Raw genomic sequence first — 16,518 nt, forward strand, 5'->3', positions numbered from 1 at the left:
CGATGCCTTCGCGCTCAGTGCGCACTACCATTATGCTATCGCGACAATAAAGGAAGTAATCACAATGACAAGACGTTACCTAAGAATTCTCCTGGTGGGAAGTCTCTTTAGCCTTAGCGCCTGCGCACAGCAAAGCGAAGTACGCCAAATGCATCAAAGCGTTAGCACGTTGAATAAAGAGATGACGCAGCTCAATCAGGAAACGGTAAAAATTACCCAACAAAATATGTTGAACGCAAAATCAACCAGCGGCGTCTATCTGCTACCCGGTTCAAAAACGCCTGCCCGGCTGGATAGTCAGATCGGCACGTTGCGTATGTCTCTGGTGAATATTGCGCCAAATGCGACAGGAACACGCCTGACACTGCGTATTCAGGGGGAATCGAATACCCCGCTTCCTGCCTTTAGCGGTACTGTAGAGTACGGACAAATTCAGGGCACCACGGACAACTATCAGGAAGTGAATGTACAGAATCAGTTGATAAACGCCCCGGCGAGTATCCTTGCCCCCAGCGATGTAGACATTCCGTTGCAGTTAAACGGGCTGTCTCCTGACCAGTTAGGTTTTGTTCGCATCCACGACATCCAGCCTGTTAGTCAATAAACTTTTTGCGGAACGTTTTTGTGCGTTCTGCAACACCAACCCGCCCCATTTTGTTACTCCCCTGACATAAGCGATATTTCCGGTAAAACTTGGCAACATTCATGAGAGCCAGTACAATTCGCCGCCTAAAGTACGCAAACGTGAACGCAATCGATTACGTAAATGATAGAACTGTGAAACAAGACATATTTTTGTGAACAATGATTTTTATAATAGGCTCCGAAGAATTACGAAATATTTAGAAACGCAAATTGCGCATTTTTCACTCCCGAAAGGGATTTCAAACAGTGGCATACATATGAAAAAAACATTACTTGCAGCCGGTGCAGTTCTGGCGCTCTCCTCGTCTTTTACTGCCAACGCAGCAGAAAATGACAAACCGCAATATCTGTCCGACTGGTGGCACCAGAGCGTTAACGTGGTGGGTAGCTATCACACCCGTTTCTCTCCGAAACTGAACAACGACGTGTATCTGGAATATGAAGCGTTTGCCAAAAAAGACTGGTTTGACTTCTATGGCTACATCGATATTCCTAAAACCTTCGACTGGGGTAACGGCAACGATAAAGGCATCTGGTCTGACGGTTCTCCGCTGTTTATGGAAATCGAACCGCGTTTCTCCATCGACAAGCTGACCGGCGCTGACCTGAGCTTTGGTCCGTTCAAAGAGTGGTATTTCGCCAACAACTACATCTACGATATGGGTGATAACAAAGCCAACCGCCAGAGCACCTGGTATATGGGTCTGGGTACCGATATCGATACCGGTCTGCCAATGGGGCTGTCTCTGAACGTGTATGCTAAATACCAGTGGCAGAACTATGGCGCATCCAACGAAAACGAGTGGGATGGCTACCGTTTCAAAGTGAAATACTTTGTGCCGATCACCCAGGTATGGGGCGGCCAGTTGACCTACATCGGCTTCACCAACTTCGACTGGGGCTCAGATTTGGGTGACGATCCGAACCGTACCAGCAACTCTATTGCATCCAGCCACGTTCTGGCGCTGAACTACGATCACTGGCACTACTCCGTCGTGGCGCGTTACTTCCACAACGGCGGTCAATGGAAAGGTGGCGACACTCTGAACTGGGGCGAAGGCGATTTCAGCGCGAAATCTACCGGTTGGGGTGGTTACCTGGTTGTGGGTTACAACTTCTAATCCAGCCAATCTACCGCAGACAAGCCAGCTTAACCGCTGGCTTTTTTATGGCTGGTCTTCACAGCGAACTTTACGTAAAAAGTCACTTAGCGATCGATCCGCTGATTCGCGAAAATGCCTGTTGAGCAGAGTGATCTTCAGACAACGATCAACGCGAAAGCAGCGATAATCATCACGTTTTTCACACCAGGCAACGAGCAGCCAGTGCTCCCCCCAGAAAAATAATCCCAGCGGCTGAACGTCGCGCCACGAGAGGTTCCCGGCCTCATCGCGATAATGCAGCTCCAGAGCCTGCTGCGCCGAAACCGCGCGATGAATGAGATCGAACGCACTGCGTGAATGCGGCTGATTACCAAAATCAGGTGCGAAAATCCGCGTTTGCTCGGCTCTGCGCCGACTCTCTGACGGCAATATCGCCAGCACTTTTTCCTGCGCGGACTCCAGCGCCTGTGAGAGTGAATCCCCGCCCCATGTTTTCAGCAGCCGAATAGCCACCATCAACGCTTCTGATTCGTGTTGCGTTAACATTAACGGCGGCAGATCAAACCCTGCCATTAGGCGGTATCCACTACCCACTTCGCCTTCAATGGGCACGCCGGATAAAGAGAGATCGCGGATATCGCGATAAATCGTCCGTTCAGAAACCTCCAGACGTTCTGCCAGCAGCGCCGCCGTTGTCACTCGCCTGCCACGCAGGATTTGTACAATCTGAAACAAGCGGTCGGCGCGTCTGGTCATATTAATCCTCAGTCCTGAAAAAATTACGCGGGTTGATGTAAACCAACGCGATTGCCTTCGCTGTCAGTAAACAGCGCAATCGTGCCAATATCTTGCCCCAGTTCAAGCGGGCCAAACACGCACTGGCCGCCAGCGGTGGCGACACGTTCAAGCGTTGCAGCCAAATCGTCCGTATGCAGGTAAATAATAGCGCCCTGCGCTGAAGGCGTAATACCGTCAAATTTAGCCAGCGCCCCGCCGGGGGCGGGATCCTGATACGGGAATACGGCAAGCTCGGCGCAGTCCATATTCTCCCGACGCAACGAAACCTGCATCACTGGCTCATAAAAAGCGATGGCGCGATCCATTTGTGCCACGGGGATTTCAAACCAGTTAATTACGTTATTCATACTTCCTCCTGCCTGTGTGGGTAATCTCAGAAGGACTATAAGACAGGGCTACTGACAGCATACTGTCAGTAGTATGGCGACAGGAAAAGATAATTGCCTGTCGCTAATTCACAGGCAAAAAAAATCCCGACCTTGCGATCGGGATTCCAGTATTTCCACTCTTGATGGGTTAAGGCAGAATCGACGGTTGATCCGCCCCTTCTTTCTCAACCTTCTGCTGCAGCATGTGCTCACGCTTCATACCCAGCTTCAGCGCCAGCGCCGATGCCACGTAGATAGAGGATGCGGTACCGATGGAAACACCGATCAGCATCGTCAGCGAGAAGCCTTCCAGTACCGGACCACCGAACAGGAACAGCATCAGAATAACCATCAACGTCGTACCGGACGTAATCAACGTACGGTGCAGCGTCTGAGTCAATGACACGTTAAAGATTTCGTAAGGCGTACCGCGACGAATTTTGCGGAAGTTTTCACGAATACGGTCAGATACAACGATACTGTCGTTCAGCGAGTAACCGATTACCGACATCAGTGATGCGACGATAGTCAGGTCAATCTCGATATGGAACAACGACAGGATCCCAAGCGTAATGACCACGTCGTGCGCCAGAGCAATAACCACCCCTGCCGCCAGTCGCCACTCAAAGCGGAAACCAACGTACACCAGGATGGAGATCAGCGCCGCCATCAGCGCCATCGCACCGGTTTGCGCCAGATCTGCACCCACGCTCGGCCCCACGAATTCAATTCGCTTCACCGCCGCATTTTGGTTGGTGGATTCGTTAATCACACTCAACACTTTGCTGCCCAGCACCTGACCGCCGTCTGCGCCTTCAGTTGGCGGCATACGCACCATAATGTCGTGGCTGCTGCCGAAGTTCTGCAGAAGCGGATCAACAAAGCCCGCTTTCTCCAGCGCATCGCGCATCACGTCCATATCGGCCGGTTTTTCCAGCGTGATTTCAATAACCGTACCACCGGTGAAATCGAGCCCCCAGTTAAACCCGCGTACGCCCATCACCACGATGGCCGCAATCAGCAGGAAACCTGAAATGCCGAAAGCCCAGTAGTCCCAGCGCATAAAGTCCCAGACTTTACGGCCGTGGTTCAATTGTTCAACAGTATATTCCTGTGCCACTTCGCACTCCTCAGATTGACAGCTTTTTGACGCGCTTGCCGCCATACAACAGGTTTACGATGGCACGTGTACCGACAATCGCGGTAAACATCGACGTCGCCACACCAATACCGGTAGTAATCGCGAACCCTTTAATTGCCCCAGTGCCAACTGCGTACAGGATAATGACCTTGATCAGCGTCGTAATGTTCGCATCAAAGATGGAGCTAAATGCGCCCGCATAACCTTCATTGATGGCCTGCTGCACCGAACGCCCGTTACTCAACTCTTCTTTGATACGTTCGTTGATCAGTACGTTCGCATCGACCGCGACGGCAAGGGTTAAGACGATCCCCGCAATCCCCGGCATACTCAGCGTAGCGCCTGGCAGCAGCGACATAATACCGACAATCAGTACCAGGTTAGCAATCAGCGCACTGGTCGCGATCAGACCGAACTTCTTATAGAAGAAGATCATGAACAGGATAGACACCAGCAGACCGGCCAGACACGCTTCCAGACCCTGTTTAATGTTCTGCATACCCAGGGTTGGGCCGATGGTACGTTCTTCCACAATCTGAATCGGCGCAATCAACGCACCGGCACGTAATAGCAGAGAAAGCTGACGCGCTTCATTCGGGTTGTTGATACCGGTAATACGGAAGCTGTTGCCCAGACGAGACTGGATGTTGGCGATGTTAATCACCTCTTCCTGTTTCACCAGCACGGCGCGACCGTTGGCATCTTTCTTACCGCTGTCTTTGTACTCCACGAACAGGGTCGCCATCGGCTTACCGATGTTGTCCTTGGTGAAGTTGGACATGATGTTACCACCCGCACTATCCAGCGAGATGTTAACCTGCGGCTGATTGTATTCGTCCTGGCTGGAAGTGGAATCGGTGATATGGTCACCGGTCAGGATCACGCGTTTGTACAGCACAACCGGCTGGCCTTCACGGGATTGTTTCACTTCCGAATCACCCGGAACACGTCCGGATGCCGCAGCAGACTGGTCAACGTTGGTATTTACCAGACGGAATTCCAGCGTCGCGGTCGCGCCCAGAATTTCTTTCGCCCGCGCGGTATCCTGAATACCCGGCAGTTCGACCACAATGCGGTCAGCACCCTGACGTTGTACAACCGGCTCAGCAACCCCCAGTTGGTTAACACGGTTACGCAGAATGTTGATGTTCTGCTGTACCGCGTACTCACGGGCTTCGCTCAGGCGCGCATCGGTCATCACCGCACGCAGTGCATTGCTGCCCTGGCTGGAAATAACCAGATCCTGGTGACGTTTGCTCAAGTAAGAGATAGCTTCATCACGGGCGCTGCTATCACGGAAGGTGATGCTCAGACCGTAGTTATCTTCTTTGCGAACGGTAGTATAAGGAATGCCTTTTTCACGCAGATCGCTGCGCAGGCTATCAATATTTTGTTCCTGCAACTTACTCAACGCGGTGTCCATATCCACTTCCATCAGGAAGTGAACGCCGCCACGCAGGTCAAGACCGAGTTTCATCGGTTCTGCGTGAATGGCTGCCAGCCAGCGCGGGGTTGCCGGAGCAAGGTTAAGCGCCACGACATATTGATCGCCCAATACGCCCATTAACACTTCACGTGCGCGCAGTTGGGTATCAGTGGAGTCGAATCGCGCGAGAATAGCACCCTCTTCCAGAGCCACAGACTTAGGTGTGATTTTATCTTCTTGTAACGTTTTCTGGACCTGGATCAGCGTTTGCTCACTGGCGGCGGCACCGCGCACGCCAGTGATTTGAACAGCCGGATCCTCACCATACAGGTTGGGAAGTGCGTAAAGCAGGCCGACGACAATAACGACGACCAGCATAATGTACTTCCACAAAGGATAACGGTTTAACACGGCAGTTCCCTTTGGGAAAACAATAAATTACAGCGCCTTCATGGTGCCTTTCGGCAGAACGGCAGCTACGAAATCACGTTTAATAACCACTTCAGTGGTGTCGTTCAGCGCGATAGCGATGTAGCCGGATTCAGCTACTTTGGTCACGCGACCCACCAGACCGCCATTGGTCAGCACTTCATCGCCTTTCGCAATGGAGTTCATCAGGTTTTTGTGTTCTTTGGTACGCTTTTGCTGCGGACGCAGGATCATGAAGTAGAAAATCAGACCAAACACCACCAGCATCAGAATCAGAGACATCGGGCTGCCCTGCGCCGGAGCACCTGTTGCCGCTACCGCATCAGAAATAAAAAAGCTCATTCAAATTCCCTCATTATTAAAATTAATCAACGTTCACAGGTGGAACTGGTCTACCCTGACGTTGGTAAAAATCGGTCACGAAGCTCTCTAATTTACCCTCTTCAATAGCCTTGCGTAAACCCGCCATCAAACGTTGGTAGTAACGAAGGTTATGAATCGTGTTGAGTCGCGCACCCAATATTTCGTTGCAACGGTCAAGATGATGCAAGTAAGCGCGCGAATAATTGCGACAGGTGTAGCAATCACACTCAGCATCGAGCGGACTGGTGTCGCTTTTATGTTTCGCGTTACGAATTTTTACCACGCCGTCAGTCACAAACAAATGACCATTACGGGCATTTCGCGTTGGCATCACGCAGTCAAACATATCGATACCACGACGCACGCCTTCAACCAGATCTTCTGGTTTGCCGACGCCCATCAGGTAACGCGGTTTATCTGCCGGGATCTGCGGGCAAACATGCTCCAGAATGCGGTGCATATCTTCCTTCGGCTCACCAACAGCCAAACCGCCGACAGCGTAGCCATCAAAGCCGATATCTACCAGACCTTTGACGGAGATATCACGTAAATCTTCGTAAACGCTGCCCTGAATGATGCCAAAAAGCGCATTTTTGTTGCCGAGGCTATCAAAACGGTCGCGACTGCGCTTCGCCCAACGCAAAGACATCTCCATCGAGCGTTTAGCATAGTCCCAGTCAGCCGGATACGGTGTACATTCGTCGAAGATCATCACGATATCGGAACCGAGATCATATTGAATCTCCATCGACTTCTCAGGATCGAGGAAAATCGGATCGCCGTTGATCGGGTTACGGAAATGCACGCCCTGCTCGGTGATCTTACGGATGTCGCCCAGGCTGAACACCTGGAAGCCGCCGGAATCGGTGAGGATCGGCCCTTTCCACTGCATGAAATCGTGCAGATCGCCGTGCAGCTTCATGATTTCCTGACCCGGGCGCAGCCACAGGTGGAAAGTGTTGCCGAGGATGATCTGTGCGCCGGTCGCTTCAACTTCTTCCGGCGTCATACCCTTAACAGTGCCGTAAGTACCGACCGGCATAAAGGCAGGCGTTTCCACTACGCCACGATCAAAAACCAGGCGGCCGCGGCGGGCGCGACCGTCTGTGGTATCCAGTTCAAATTTCATTTTTTCTCCTGCATCAGAGAGACAGTCTGATGATTAAACTTTCCCCACGGAATCACTCCACGGAGTAAAAATATATTAACCTACTGGCGAAGGCGCAATCGGCGCAGCCAGTTTGGGGGCGGCCAGCGCACAGCCACCGGAGCGTACACGCAGTACGTGAGGATGGCGAGCACTGCCCGACATCAAAATGGCAAGTGAGATAGCCTTCTCACGGTCGCTCAGAAATAGCTTGCGGATTGTACGTGATAAACATGGCATCACCGTAACTAAAAAAGCGATATTCCGCTTTTACCGCTTCATGATAGGCGTGCATGGTGTTTTTATAACCAGCAAAGGCGGAAACCAGCATAATCAGCGTCGATTCCGGCAGATGGAAGTTGGTCACCAACGCGTCTATCACTTTGTATTGATAGCCTGGATAGATGAAGATCTGCGTATCGCCGAAGAACGGTTCAATAAGGTCGTTTTTGGCAGCCTGCGCTGCGCTTTCCAGTGAACGCACGGAGGTGGTGCCCACGGCAATAACGCGGTTACCGCGCGCTTTTGCCGCCAGCACAGCATCAACCACATCCTGCGGCACTTCCGCATACTCGGAGTGCATGATGTGATCTTCGATGGTGTCTACGCGCACCGGCTGGAAAGTACCCGCGCCGACGTGTAGCGTGACGAACGCCATCTCAATGCCTTTATCGCGCAGTTTAGCCAGCAGCGGATCGTCAAAGTGCAGACCCGCGGTTGGCGCGGCGACGGCGCCCGGTTTTTCGCTATACACCGTCTGGTACAGTTCGCGGTCAGCGTCTTCATCCGGACGGTCGATATACGGCGGCAGCGGCATATGGCCGATGGCGTTGAGGATATCCAGCACACTGCGTTCGTCGTTAAACTCAACTTCAAACAGCGCGTCATGGCGGGCGACCATCGTTGCTTTAATACTTTCGTCGTCGCCCAGCAGCAGCTCGGCGCCCGGCTTCGGCGCTTTCGACGCACGAATATGCGCCAGAATACGCTTGTCATCCAGCATACGCTCGACCAGCACTTCAATCTTGCCGCCGCTGGCTTTACGGCCAAACAGACGAGCCGGGATCACGCGGGTGTTATTAAAGACCAGCAGATCTCCAGGGTTGAGCTTATCGAGCAAATCAGTGAAAGTACCATGCGTCAGCGCGCCCGTCGGCCCATCCAGTGACAGCAAGCGGCAACTGCTGCGCTCAGCTTGCGGATAGTGAGCAATCAGGGATTCGGGTAATTCAAAGGTGAAATCGGTAACGCGCATGACACTGACTCAGACTAAAATAAGAGGCGGGTAGTCTAGTGCCGGGGCGTTCTCCCTGCAACCTTTACCCCTCTGGATAAACGTTTAACTATGAATTTTCTTGCACATTTGCATCTCGCTCACCTTGCCGACAGCTCGCTTTCCGGCAATCTGCTGGCCGATTTTGTCCGGGGTAATCCCCAAACGCACTACTCGCCTGACGTGGTGGAAGGCATTTTCATGCATCGTCGAATTGACGTGATGACCGATAACCTGCCACAGGTGCGTGAAGCCAAGGAGTGGTTTCGTAGCGAAACGCGTCGCGTCGCGCCAATTACGCTGGACGTCATGTGGGATCATTTTTTGTCGCGCCACTGGTCAGAAATCTCTCCCGATTTCCCGCTGACGGACTTTGTGCGCTATGCGCACACCCAGGTTGCCACTATTCTGCCAGAATCACCGCCGCGCTTTATCAATCTGAACAATTATATGTGGTCAGAGAAATGGCTCGAGCGCTATCGCGACATGGATTTTATCCAGGATGTGCTCAATGGCATGGCCAGCCGTCGCCCGCGGCTCGATGCCCTGCGCGATTCATGGTACGACCTGGACACCCATTACGATGCCTTAGAAGAACGCTTCTGGCAGTTTTACCCACAGATGATGGATCTGGCACGGCGTAAGACCCTTTGATTGTCGCCCGCATGACGCGCCGGATAAGCAGTAGCCGTCATCCGGCAAAAGATTGATAGACAAAACCTGTCTCATTGATTGCCAGCGCCTCTTTGTCTTATTCCCGAACACTCTCTATACTGGCCCGCGTTGCGTTCCAAAAACCCCTTAACTTTGCAGGAGAATTTATATGGTACTGGTAACTCGTCAGGCTCCGGACTTCACAGCAGCTGCGGTACTGGGTAGCGGTGAGATCGTTGAAAACTTCAACTTCAAACAGCATACCAACGGTAAAACTACCGTTTTGTTCTTCTGGCCGATGGACTTCACCTTCGTTTGCCCGTCTGAACTGATCGCATTCGACAAACGTTATGAAGAATTCCAGAAACGCGGCGTTGAAGTTGTTGGCGTTTCCTTCGACTCTGAATTTGTCCACAACGCATGGCGTAACACCCCTGTCGACAAAGGCGGCATCGGTGCAGTGAAATACGCAATGGTTGCTGACATCAAACGCGAAATCCAGAAAGCCTACGGCATCGAGCACCCGGAAGCCGGCGTTGCTCTGCGCGGTTCTTTCCTGATCGACGCTAACGGCGTTGTTCGCCACCAGGTGGTTAACGATCTGCCGCTGGGTCGTAACATCGACGAAATGCTGCGCATGGTTGACGCGCTGCAGTTCCACGAAGAGCACGGCGACGTTTGCCCGGCACAGTGGGAAAAAGGTAAAGAAGGTATGAACGCGTCTCCGGACGGCGTGGCAAAATACCTGACCGAAAACGTTTCCAGCCTGTAATTGGCATGAATCGAAAAAAGGCCGCAAAAGCGGCCTTTTTCATTGGCGCTGACCCGTCCCTTAAAACGCGAAGCAGGAACAACCGAGCGCCCCCCAGAAGGCCCGATCATCTGATACCGGTATCCCTGATTTACGCGCAATATCATGCTGATGGCCATGTACACCACAGCTTCCGCAGCACTGATGCATCTGCACCATTGCTCCAGCCTTCGCCGCAACCGGCGGCGCTGAGCGATAATGTCCCGGTACCTTCACCACCGGCGACCAGTCAGGGACAACCGGAATCGCTGGAGGGGCCAGCGGGGAGAAATGTCCGGCCGCATAAACCACTTTGCCATCGACAATGGTCATCACTGACTCAATGCCTTTGATCTCTTCTTCCGCCACGCTGAAATAGTCTTTTGACAGCACCACCAGATCTGCCAGTTGATCCTTTTCAATACGCCCTTTCTTACCCTGCTCGCTGGAGAACCAGGCACTGCCAGCCGTCCACAGTTCCAGCGCCACGTCGCGCGGCAAGCGGTTGTTATCATCATACATCGCCATTCCGCCAACGGTACGGCCCGAAACCAGCCAGTAGAGCGCGGTCCACGGGTTGTAGCTGGCCACGCGCGTAGCATCGGTACCCAGACCAACCGGCACATCAGCCGCCAGCATTTTCGCCACCGGCGGCGTATGTTTAACCGCCTCTTTGCCATAGCGATCGACAAAATATTCGCCCTGGAACGCCATTCGGTGCTGAACCGCAATGCCACCGCCCAGCGCTTTTACCCGCTCGATGTTGCGTTCAGTAATCGTTTCGGCGTGATCGAAGAACCAGTGCAGGCCATTGAACGGGATGTCACGGTTCACCTTCTCAAACACGTCCAGCATACGGCTGATGGATTCATCGTAGGTGGCATGCAGGCGGAACGGCCAGCGGTGCTCCACGAGGTGACGAACCACACGCTCCAGTTCCTCTTCCATCCCTTCCGGTAAATCCGGACGTGGCTGCAGGAAATCTTCGAAGTCAGCCGCCGAGAAGACCAGCATTTCCCCTGCCCCATTAGCACGATAGAAATCGGTTCCCTGCCCGGGTTTGAGCACATCCGTCCAGCGCTCAAAATCTTCCACTTCCTGCTTCGGACGCTGGGTAAACAGATTGTAGGCAATACGCACCGTCATCTGCTGGTTCGCGTGCAGTTGCTCGATGATCTCGTAATCTTCCGGATAGTTCTGGAAGCCGCCGCCGGCATCGATGGCACTGGTCAGCCCGAGGCGGTTCAGCTCACGCATAAACTGGCGGGTCGAGTTAACCTGCATCTCTAACGGCAGTTTTGGCCCTTTCGCCAGCGTCGAATAGAGGATCATGGCATTCGGTTTGGCTATCAACATTCCGGTTGGATTACCATTGCCGTCACGCACAATCTCTCCCCCCGCCGGATCCGGTGTGGCTTTGGTGTAGCCAACGGCTTTCAGCGCGGCGCGGTTCAGCAGCGCTCTGTCATAGAGATGCAGAACAAAAACCGGAGTATCCGGGGCGGCTTCATTGAGTTCTTCGAGGGTTGGCATGCGCCGTTCGGCAAACTGGAATTCGCTCCAACCGCCCACTACGCGTACCCATTGCGGCGACGGCGTTCTGTCCGCCTGCTCTTTGAGCATACGTAGCGCGTCCGCCAGTGACGGTACGCCTTCCCAACGTAATTCCAGATTGTAATTCAGGCCGCCGCGAATCAGGTGCAGGTGTGAATCGTTCAGACCGGGGATCACCGTATGCCCCTGCAGATCGACAACCTGCGTCCCTTCGGTGGCAAAGCTCATGATCCGATCATGGCTACCGGTCGCCAGAATCTTCCCGTTGGCGATCGCCACCGCCTCTACCTGTGGGCTTTGCTTTTCGAGAGTATGAATTTTTCCGTGAGTCAGAATCAGTGTGGCAGTTTGAGACATAACAATCTCCTGAGAAACCGGTCAGGCTTTTTTCAGCCATCCGGCAAACAGACGGGTTACGATGGGCATCCACAACCAGACCACCAACGCAACCACACAGGCATCATTAATCAGATGCAGGAGTAACGAGCCTTTCATTGAAGGCAGCAGAATACCGGTCAGCCACGGTACCAGGTTGGTACTGGGGAAAATCACCAGCAGCGTTATCAAAAACTGCTTCCAACGTTTGGGCTGACGTACATGGGGGGCTGGCGGCGTAAACCAGAAGGCCGCTTCGGTGCGCACTTCTGTTTTATCGCCTTCGGCCAGCAGCGGCGCAATTTCCTCAACCAGCTCCCGGCGCGTATCGGATTGAGTCCAGTTATACAGATGCTCAAGGGTGTCGAAGCGAATGATGATGTTCCACAGGTTTTGTCCATCTGTGGGTCGAATGACATTCGCCCCAAGATGCCCGGGAAACTCGGCGGCCAGCGGCATGATTTTCCCCAACCACTGCTCATAACGCTGCGCCTGGTCAGGCCGCAGGGTGTGAGTAATTACCAACGTCACATGTTTGTTCTGCGCCATGAAAGGTTCCTTGCTAAAGGGAAATTGACCTGCTTAAGCCATGAAAGCAATACACAATTATTCATGAAACATCGAGGCGGCAAGATTGTGTAGCCCCGGTCACTTACATAAGTCAGTGACCAGGGTACGCAAACTAAGCCAACAAAGAGGCAACATGAAAGATGGCGTGTATTCAGGCTTTACGTTCCGGCGCGCCATGCACCATGGTATACGCGTAATCCACACCCATACCGTAAGCACCGCTGTGTTCACGCACCAAATCCATGACGGCGTCGTAGGTTTCTTTGCGGGACCAGTCGCGCTGGTACTCAAGAAGAACCTGTTGCCAGGTCACAGGTACGGCACCCGCCTGCACCATGCGATCGATGGAACGTTCATGGGCATCCACCGACGTGCCGCCTGAAGTGTCTGTTACCACATACACTTCGTAGCCCGCTTCCAGCGCCATCAGCGCCGGGAAGGTCAGGCAGACTTCAGTCCACAACGCGGAAATAATCAGTTTTTTACGCCCGGTCGCTTCTACCGCCTTAACAAAGGCTGCATCTTCCCAGGAGTTCATAGACGTACGTTCAATCGGTTTCACATCAGGGTGAACAGCTAACAATTCCGGCCAGATATATCCGCTAAAACTTTTCGTTTCCACTGAAGTATAAATTACTGGAACATTGAATATTTTCCCGGCTTTGGCTAATGCAACGGTATTATTTTTCAATGTCTGGCGATCAATATTCGCCACACCAAATGACATTTGCGGCTGATGGTCAATAAAAATTAGCGTGGAGTTTTGAGGGTCAATCAGTTCCCGAATAGACATAGCACACCTTCTTAATCAATAAGTTAAAAGGCAACGGTCTGTATCTGCCGTCAGCAACAGGATCCTGAATCAGAAAGCTTGTTGAGTATAGCGGGAAATTTCTAACGAGTTATTAAAGAAAACTTACCGTCCTGTGAAACTATTAGTTCTGTGTCGCGATATATCCTAAACAACATCAAAAAAATGCGCATGACTCATCTAATTTATTCACTGGCATTGTTTTTCTCCATTCGGTAAAACAGAGAGGTTTAATTTTCAGGATATTTTCTGCTTATGCGCCTCAATCTGGATGTTCTGCTGATCCTCGATGCACTCGACAAACAGGGGTCATTTGCTGCGGCGGCCGAATCGCTGTTTAAAACCCCTGCGGCACTCAGCTATATGATTCAGAAGCTGGAAAGCGATCTGAACATCGAATTGCTTGACCGTTCCGGACACCGGGCAAAATTCACCGACACCGGACGGATGATGCTGGAAAAGGGGCGTCTACTGCTGAGTGCGGCAAAAGATCTCGAAAAGCAGGCAATACAGCTAAGTTCCGGCTGGGAAAAGGAGCTGGCAATAGCGCTCGATGATTCTTTTCCCTTTGCCGCACTGCTACCCATTATTGATGAATTTCATGCACTTAATAAACAAACCCGTCTCAACTTCACCCACCATACGCTGGCAGGTTCATGGGAAGAACTGACCCATAATGGAGCGGATATTATCCTCGGCGCAATTAATGAACCGCCCACATCCGCCGCCTGGTCCTACAAAATGCTCGGCACGCTGGACAATGTCTTTGTCGTGGCACCTGAGCATCCGCTGGCTGCGGCACCCGATGGTCTGACGAACGAGCAATTGTGCCTGCACCGGGCGATTGTTATCAGCGACAGCGCTCGCTTTTGCCACCCATTACAGACCAACCTGATGGATGAACAGGCTCAAATTCGCGTCGATGATTTCCACAGTAAGGTGGTGCTGCTGCGGGCGGGAATGGGCTGCGGATTTCTCCCCCGCCACATTGCCAGCCCATGGATTGCCAGCGGTGAACTGGTGGAAAAGACGGTTATCTCATTTCGTCAAAAAGACGTCGCCTATATGGCATGGCGCAATAGTAGCGAAGGACTGGCGCAGCGCTGGTGGCGAGACGCGCTGCTGGCCAGTGAGGCAATTTCGCGCTTGTATCAATGACTCATCCAGACTGAAGCCGATATTACGGGCAGCGCCAGGATATCATCGACGAGTTGGCCTTTGCCCTCTTTGTGCCGCCATTGACTGACATTGAGCAATGGTGAGGCTGGCAGCACGACTTCACAAGCGTGACCGCGGTTAATCGCCACCAACACGCGCTGGCGGTTTAGCACGCGTACAAACACCACCACGTTATCCTCGGCGTAAATCACCTGACATCCACCGTGGCGGAGCGCCGGGCTCTGGTGACGTAATTTTGCCAGTCGTTGGTATAACGCCAGCAGCGCGCTATCCTGCTTTTCCTTTTGCCACGGGAACGTCTTGCGGCAAAACGGATCGTTATTCCCGTCCAGCCCCACTTCGTCACCGTAGTAAATACAGGGTACGCCAGGCCAGGTAAACAGCCACACCACCGCCAGCGGTAACCGTGCAACGTCTTTGCCAAGCAGAGACTTAAAGCGAGCAGTATCGTGGCTGTCGAGCTGATTAAACATGCGCAACTGCTGCTGATGCGACAACCCCGCGCGGTAGTTATCCATCCACGCCATACAGGTCTGAGCGTCAATATATTGTGGGTCGTATGAAATATCGGTATTGGCGAGGAATCCCCAGAGGGGGAAAGTAAAACCGCGATAGTTCATGGCGGCATCTTCCGCGTCGGCCTGCAACCACTGGCGTGCGTCGCCAAAATGCTCGCCCACCACATACGCCTCTGGCTGGGTTTCTTTCGCCGCCTGTGTAATTCCGGCGACATGCTGCAAGTTATTACGTGCACCACCGGCCTCGCCCAGCATATGCACCACATCCAGACGCCAGCCGTCCATACTCCATGGCGCTTTTAGCCAGTGGCGAACAATACTGTCTTCGCCACGATAAATTTCATTCACCAGGCTTTCAGAGGAAAAGTCCAGTTTGGGTAGGCTTGAGTACCCCAACCAGTCCAGCGCAACCCCATCATCAGAGAAATGGTACCAGTCGCGCCAGGGGGAATCCGGATTATGGCATGCTCCGTCCGTCCCGCGATTATGTCGGTCAAACCAGGCGTGCGAATCGCCGCTATGGTTAAAGACACCGTCGAGAATCAGCCGCATCCCCTGCTGTTTCGTGTTGTGACGCAGGCGTAGCAGCGCCCTGTCGCCGCCAAACTGCGGATCAACATGGCGATAATCTTCAGTATCGTATTTATGTACGCTCGGCGCGGTAAACACCGGATTCAGGTACAGCGCCGTTACCCCTAACGCCTTCAGATACGGCAGTTTCTCGCTGATGCCGTCCAAATCTCCGCCATAAAACGTCGAACCACCGGCCTGAGCCGTAAGCGGCTCGTCCCACTCGCGCCGCACGATGTCGTGTCCGGCCGCGTGGTGGTAATAGACGTTATCCTGAGCCGCTTCACGCGACTGGCTGCGGGCAAAGCGATCCGGGAAAATCTGATAAAAAATCTGATCGGCAACCCACTGCGGACCGTTATCCGGTACATCAACAGCAAACTGCTCCAGACGCGCAGGCGGAAAGCGGTTGAATCCCTGCGGGGTGAACCACAACTGGCGATCGAGCCACAGTAATTTAAAGCTATAGCGTCGGCGGGGCTGCCCGCTGGTAAGATCGATCGCCGCGCGCCACGCGGTGACACCAGGGTGCGGTTGGCTACGCTGTTTGTGCATGCACAGAGAAATTTCTTCGTTATCGTTTTCCGCGCGTAGCGTCACGCGCTGAGGAGGATTTTCCCCTGCCAGCCATAACGTAATCGTCAGTTGATCTTTGTTTTGCTTCACAAATGGGGCAACCGGAAGGTGCCAGGCGTTCAACATCACGTATCCCCTTTGATGATAATGACGTCACCTTGCCATAGCGACGAGCAGGATCACTCATCATCTTAACGTTTATTGGGGGAGGAGCGCGGGGGAGGAGAA

Annotated in this window: 16 protein-coding genes; 5 read left to right on the forward strand and 11 right to left on the reverse strand. The window is 53.0% G+C overall.

The features are described 5' to 3' along the window. Positions 1-64 precede the first annotated feature (64 nt). Together IB196_RS17255 and IB196_RS17260 are read left to right on the forward strand one after the other, a co-directional pair. Complete coding sequence (locus IB196_RS17255) at positions 65-604, forward strand: DUF3251 domain-containing protein (protein ID WP_040232728.1); 540 nt, start codon at positions 65-67, stop codon at positions 602-604. Between the two features lie 298 nt (positions 605-902). After that, on the forward strand, positions 903-1,766 hold the full coding sequence (locus IB196_RS17260; RefSeq protein ID WP_040232729.1) for a nucleoside-specific channel-forming protein Tsx: 864 nt from the start codon (positions 903-905) through the stop codon (positions 1,764-1,766). 45 nt (positions 1,767-1,811) lie between these two features. Here the strand turns inward: IB196_RS17260 and IB196_RS17265 are convergent, their stop codons facing one another. The 7 genes from IB196_RS17265 to queA all read right to left on the reverse strand — a co-directional run bounded on the left by IB196_RS17265 (position 1,812) and on the right by queA (position 8,675). Further along, positions 1,812-2,504: a YafY family protein gene (locus IB196_RS17265; RefSeq protein WP_040232732.1), complete on the reverse strand. Its 693-nt coding sequence runs from the start codon at positions 2,502-2,504 to the stop codon at positions 1,812-1,814. 23 nt (positions 2,505-2,527) lie between these two features. Further along, positions 2,528-2,893, reverse strand: coding sequence for a VOC family protein (locus tag IB196_RS17270; RefSeq protein WP_188231721.1), 366 nt, complete (start codon positions 2,891-2,893; stop codon positions 2,528-2,530). A gap of 169 nt (positions 2,894-3,062) precedes the next feature. Further along, entirely contained in the window at positions 3,063-4,034 is a 972-nt protein-coding gene (secF, locus tag IB196_RS17275; protein ID WP_005125128.1) for a protein translocase subunit SecF, read from the reverse strand. Positions 4,035-4,044: 10 nt separating this feature from the next. Further along, a complete protein-coding gene (gene secD, locus IB196_RS17280) occupies positions 4,045-5,892 on the reverse strand; it encodes a protein translocase subunit SecD (protein ID WP_188231720.1) in 1,848 nt (615 codons plus the stop codon). Positions 5,893-5,919: 27 nt separating this feature from the next. Further along, positions 5,920-6,252: a preprotein translocase subunit YajC gene (gene yajC / locus IB196_RS17285; RefSeq protein ID WP_003021544.1), complete on the reverse strand. Its 333-nt coding sequence runs from the start codon at positions 6,250-6,252 to the stop codon at positions 5,920-5,922. A gap of 22 nt (positions 6,253-6,274) precedes the next feature. Next, the gene (gene tgt, locus IB196_RS17290; protein ID WP_003021535.1) at positions 6,275-7,402 is read right to left on the reverse strand and encodes a tRNA guanosine(34) transglycosylase Tgt; all 1,128 of its coding nucleotides are present in this window, start codon (positions 7,400-7,402) and stop codon (positions 6,275-6,277) included. A gap of 208 nt (positions 7,403-7,610) precedes the next feature. Then, positions 7,611-8,675 (reverse strand): tRNA preQ1(34) S-adenosylmethionine ribosyltransferase-isomerase QueA, encoded by a 1,065-nt coding sequence (gene queA, locus IB196_RS17295; RefSeq protein ID WP_005125124.1) that lies wholly within the window; start codon positions 8,673-8,675, stop codon positions 7,611-7,613. 90 nt (positions 8,676-8,765) lie between these two features. Between queA and acpH the strand changes: the two genes are divergently transcribed. Together acpH and IB196_RS17305 are read left to right on the forward strand one after the other, a co-directional pair. Continuing rightward, positions 8,766-9,347: an ACP phosphodiesterase gene (gene acpH / locus IB196_RS17300; protein ID WP_005125122.1), complete on the forward strand. Its 582-nt coding sequence runs from the start codon at positions 8,766-8,768 to the stop codon at positions 9,345-9,347. Positions 9,348-9,516: 169 nt separating this feature from the next. Continuing rightward, the gene (locus IB196_RS17305; protein WP_003021524.1) at positions 9,517-10,119 is read left to right on the forward strand and encodes a peroxiredoxin; all 603 of its coding nucleotides are present in this window, start codon (positions 9,517-9,519) and stop codon (positions 10,117-10,119) included. 60 nt (positions 10,120-10,179) lie between these two features. On the opposite strand, the gene IB196_RS17310 is transcribed toward IB196_RS17305, so the two are convergent. From IB196_RS17310 to IB196_RS17320, 3 genes are all read right to left on the reverse strand, one after another. Further along, on the reverse strand, positions 10,180-12,048 hold the full coding sequence (locus IB196_RS17310; protein ID WP_188231719.1) for an amidohydrolase: 1,869 nt from the start codon (positions 12,046-12,048) through the stop codon (positions 10,180-10,182). 21 nt (positions 12,049-12,069) lie between these two features. Further along, positions 12,070-12,615: an antibiotic biosynthesis monooxygenase gene (locus IB196_RS17315; protein WP_005125120.1), complete on the reverse strand. Its 546-nt coding sequence runs from the start codon at positions 12,613-12,615 to the stop codon at positions 12,070-12,072. Between the two features lie 172 nt (positions 12,616-12,787). Further along, entirely contained in the window at positions 12,788-13,429 is a 642-nt protein-coding gene (locus IB196_RS17320) for a hydrolase (RefSeq protein WP_003021513.1), read from the reverse strand. 273 nt (positions 13,430-13,702) lie between these two features. Between IB196_RS17320 and IB196_RS17325 the strand changes: the two genes are divergently transcribed. Continuing rightward, positions 13,703-14,605 (forward strand): LysR family transcriptional regulator, encoded by a 903-nt coding sequence (locus IB196_RS17325; RefSeq protein WP_040232741.1) that lies wholly within the window; start codon positions 13,703-13,705, stop codon positions 14,603-14,605. On the opposite strand, the gene malZ is transcribed toward IB196_RS17325, so the two are convergent. After that, positions 14,599-16,416, reverse strand: coding sequence for a maltodextrin glucosidase (gene malZ, locus IB196_RS17330; protein ID WP_188231718.1), 1,818 nt, complete (start codon positions 16,414-16,416; stop codon positions 14,599-14,601). The two genes, IB196_RS17325 and malZ, sit on opposite strands and share 7 nt — an antisense overlap. Positions 16,417-16,518 lie beyond the last annotated feature (102 nt).

The organism is Citrobacter sp. C6_1 (assembly GCF_014596835.2).
In the GTDB taxonomy this organism is placed as follows: Bacteria; Pseudomonadota; Gammaproteobacteria; order Enterobacterales; family Enterobacteriaceae; genus Citrobacter; species Citrobacter pasteurii.

Coding starts and splice junctions, on each gene's coding strand:
- IB196_RS17255 (WP_040232728.1), top strand. CDS start 65: ATGACAAGACGTTACCTAAGAATTCTCCTGGTGGGAAGTCTCTTTAGC.
- IB196_RS17260 (WP_040232729.1), top strand. CDS start 903: ATGAAAAAAACATTACTTGCAGCCGGTGCAGTTCTGGCGCTCTCCTCG.
- IB196_RS17265 (WP_040232732.1), bottom strand. CDS start 2,504: ATGACCAGACGCGCCGACCGCTTGTTTCAGATTGTACAAATCCTGCGT.
- IB196_RS17270 (WP_188231721.1), bottom strand. CDS start 2,893: ATGAATAACGTAATTAACTGGTTTGAAATCCCCGTGGCACAAATGGAT.
- yajC (WP_003021544.1), bottom strand. CDS start 6,252: ATGAGCTTTTTTATTTCTGATGCGGTAGCGGCAACAGGTGCTCCGGCG.
- tgt (WP_003021535.1), bottom strand. CDS start 7,402: ATGAAATTTGAACTGGATACCACAGACGGTCGCGCCCGCCGCGGCCGC.
- queA (WP_005125124.1), bottom strand. CDS start 8,675: ATGCGCGTTACCGATTTCACCTTTGAATTACCCGAATCCCTGATTGCT.
- acpH (WP_005125122.1), top strand. CDS start 8,766: ATGAATTTTCTTGCACATTTGCATCTCGCTCACCTTGCCGACAGCTCG.
- IB196_RS17305 (WP_003021524.1), top strand. CDS start 9,517: ATGGTACTGGTAACTCGTCAGGCTCCGGACTTCACAGCAGCTGCGGTA.
- IB196_RS17310 (WP_188231719.1), bottom strand. CDS start 12,048: ATGTCTCAAACTGCCACACTGATTCTGACTCACGGAAAAATTCATACT.
- IB196_RS17315 (WP_005125120.1), bottom strand. CDS start 12,615: ATGGCGCAGAACAAACATGTGACGTTGGTAATTACTCACACCCTGCGG.
- IB196_RS17320 (WP_003021513.1), bottom strand. CDS start 13,429: ATGTCTATTCGGGAACTGATTGACCCTCAAAACTCCACGCTAATTTTT.
- IB196_RS17325 (WP_040232741.1), top strand. CDS start 13,703: ATGCGCCTCAATCTGGATGTTCTGCTGATCCTCGATGCACTCGACAAA.
- malZ (WP_188231718.1), bottom strand. CDS start 16,416: ATGTTGAACGCCTGGCACCTTCCGGTTGCCCCATTTGTGAAGCAAAAC.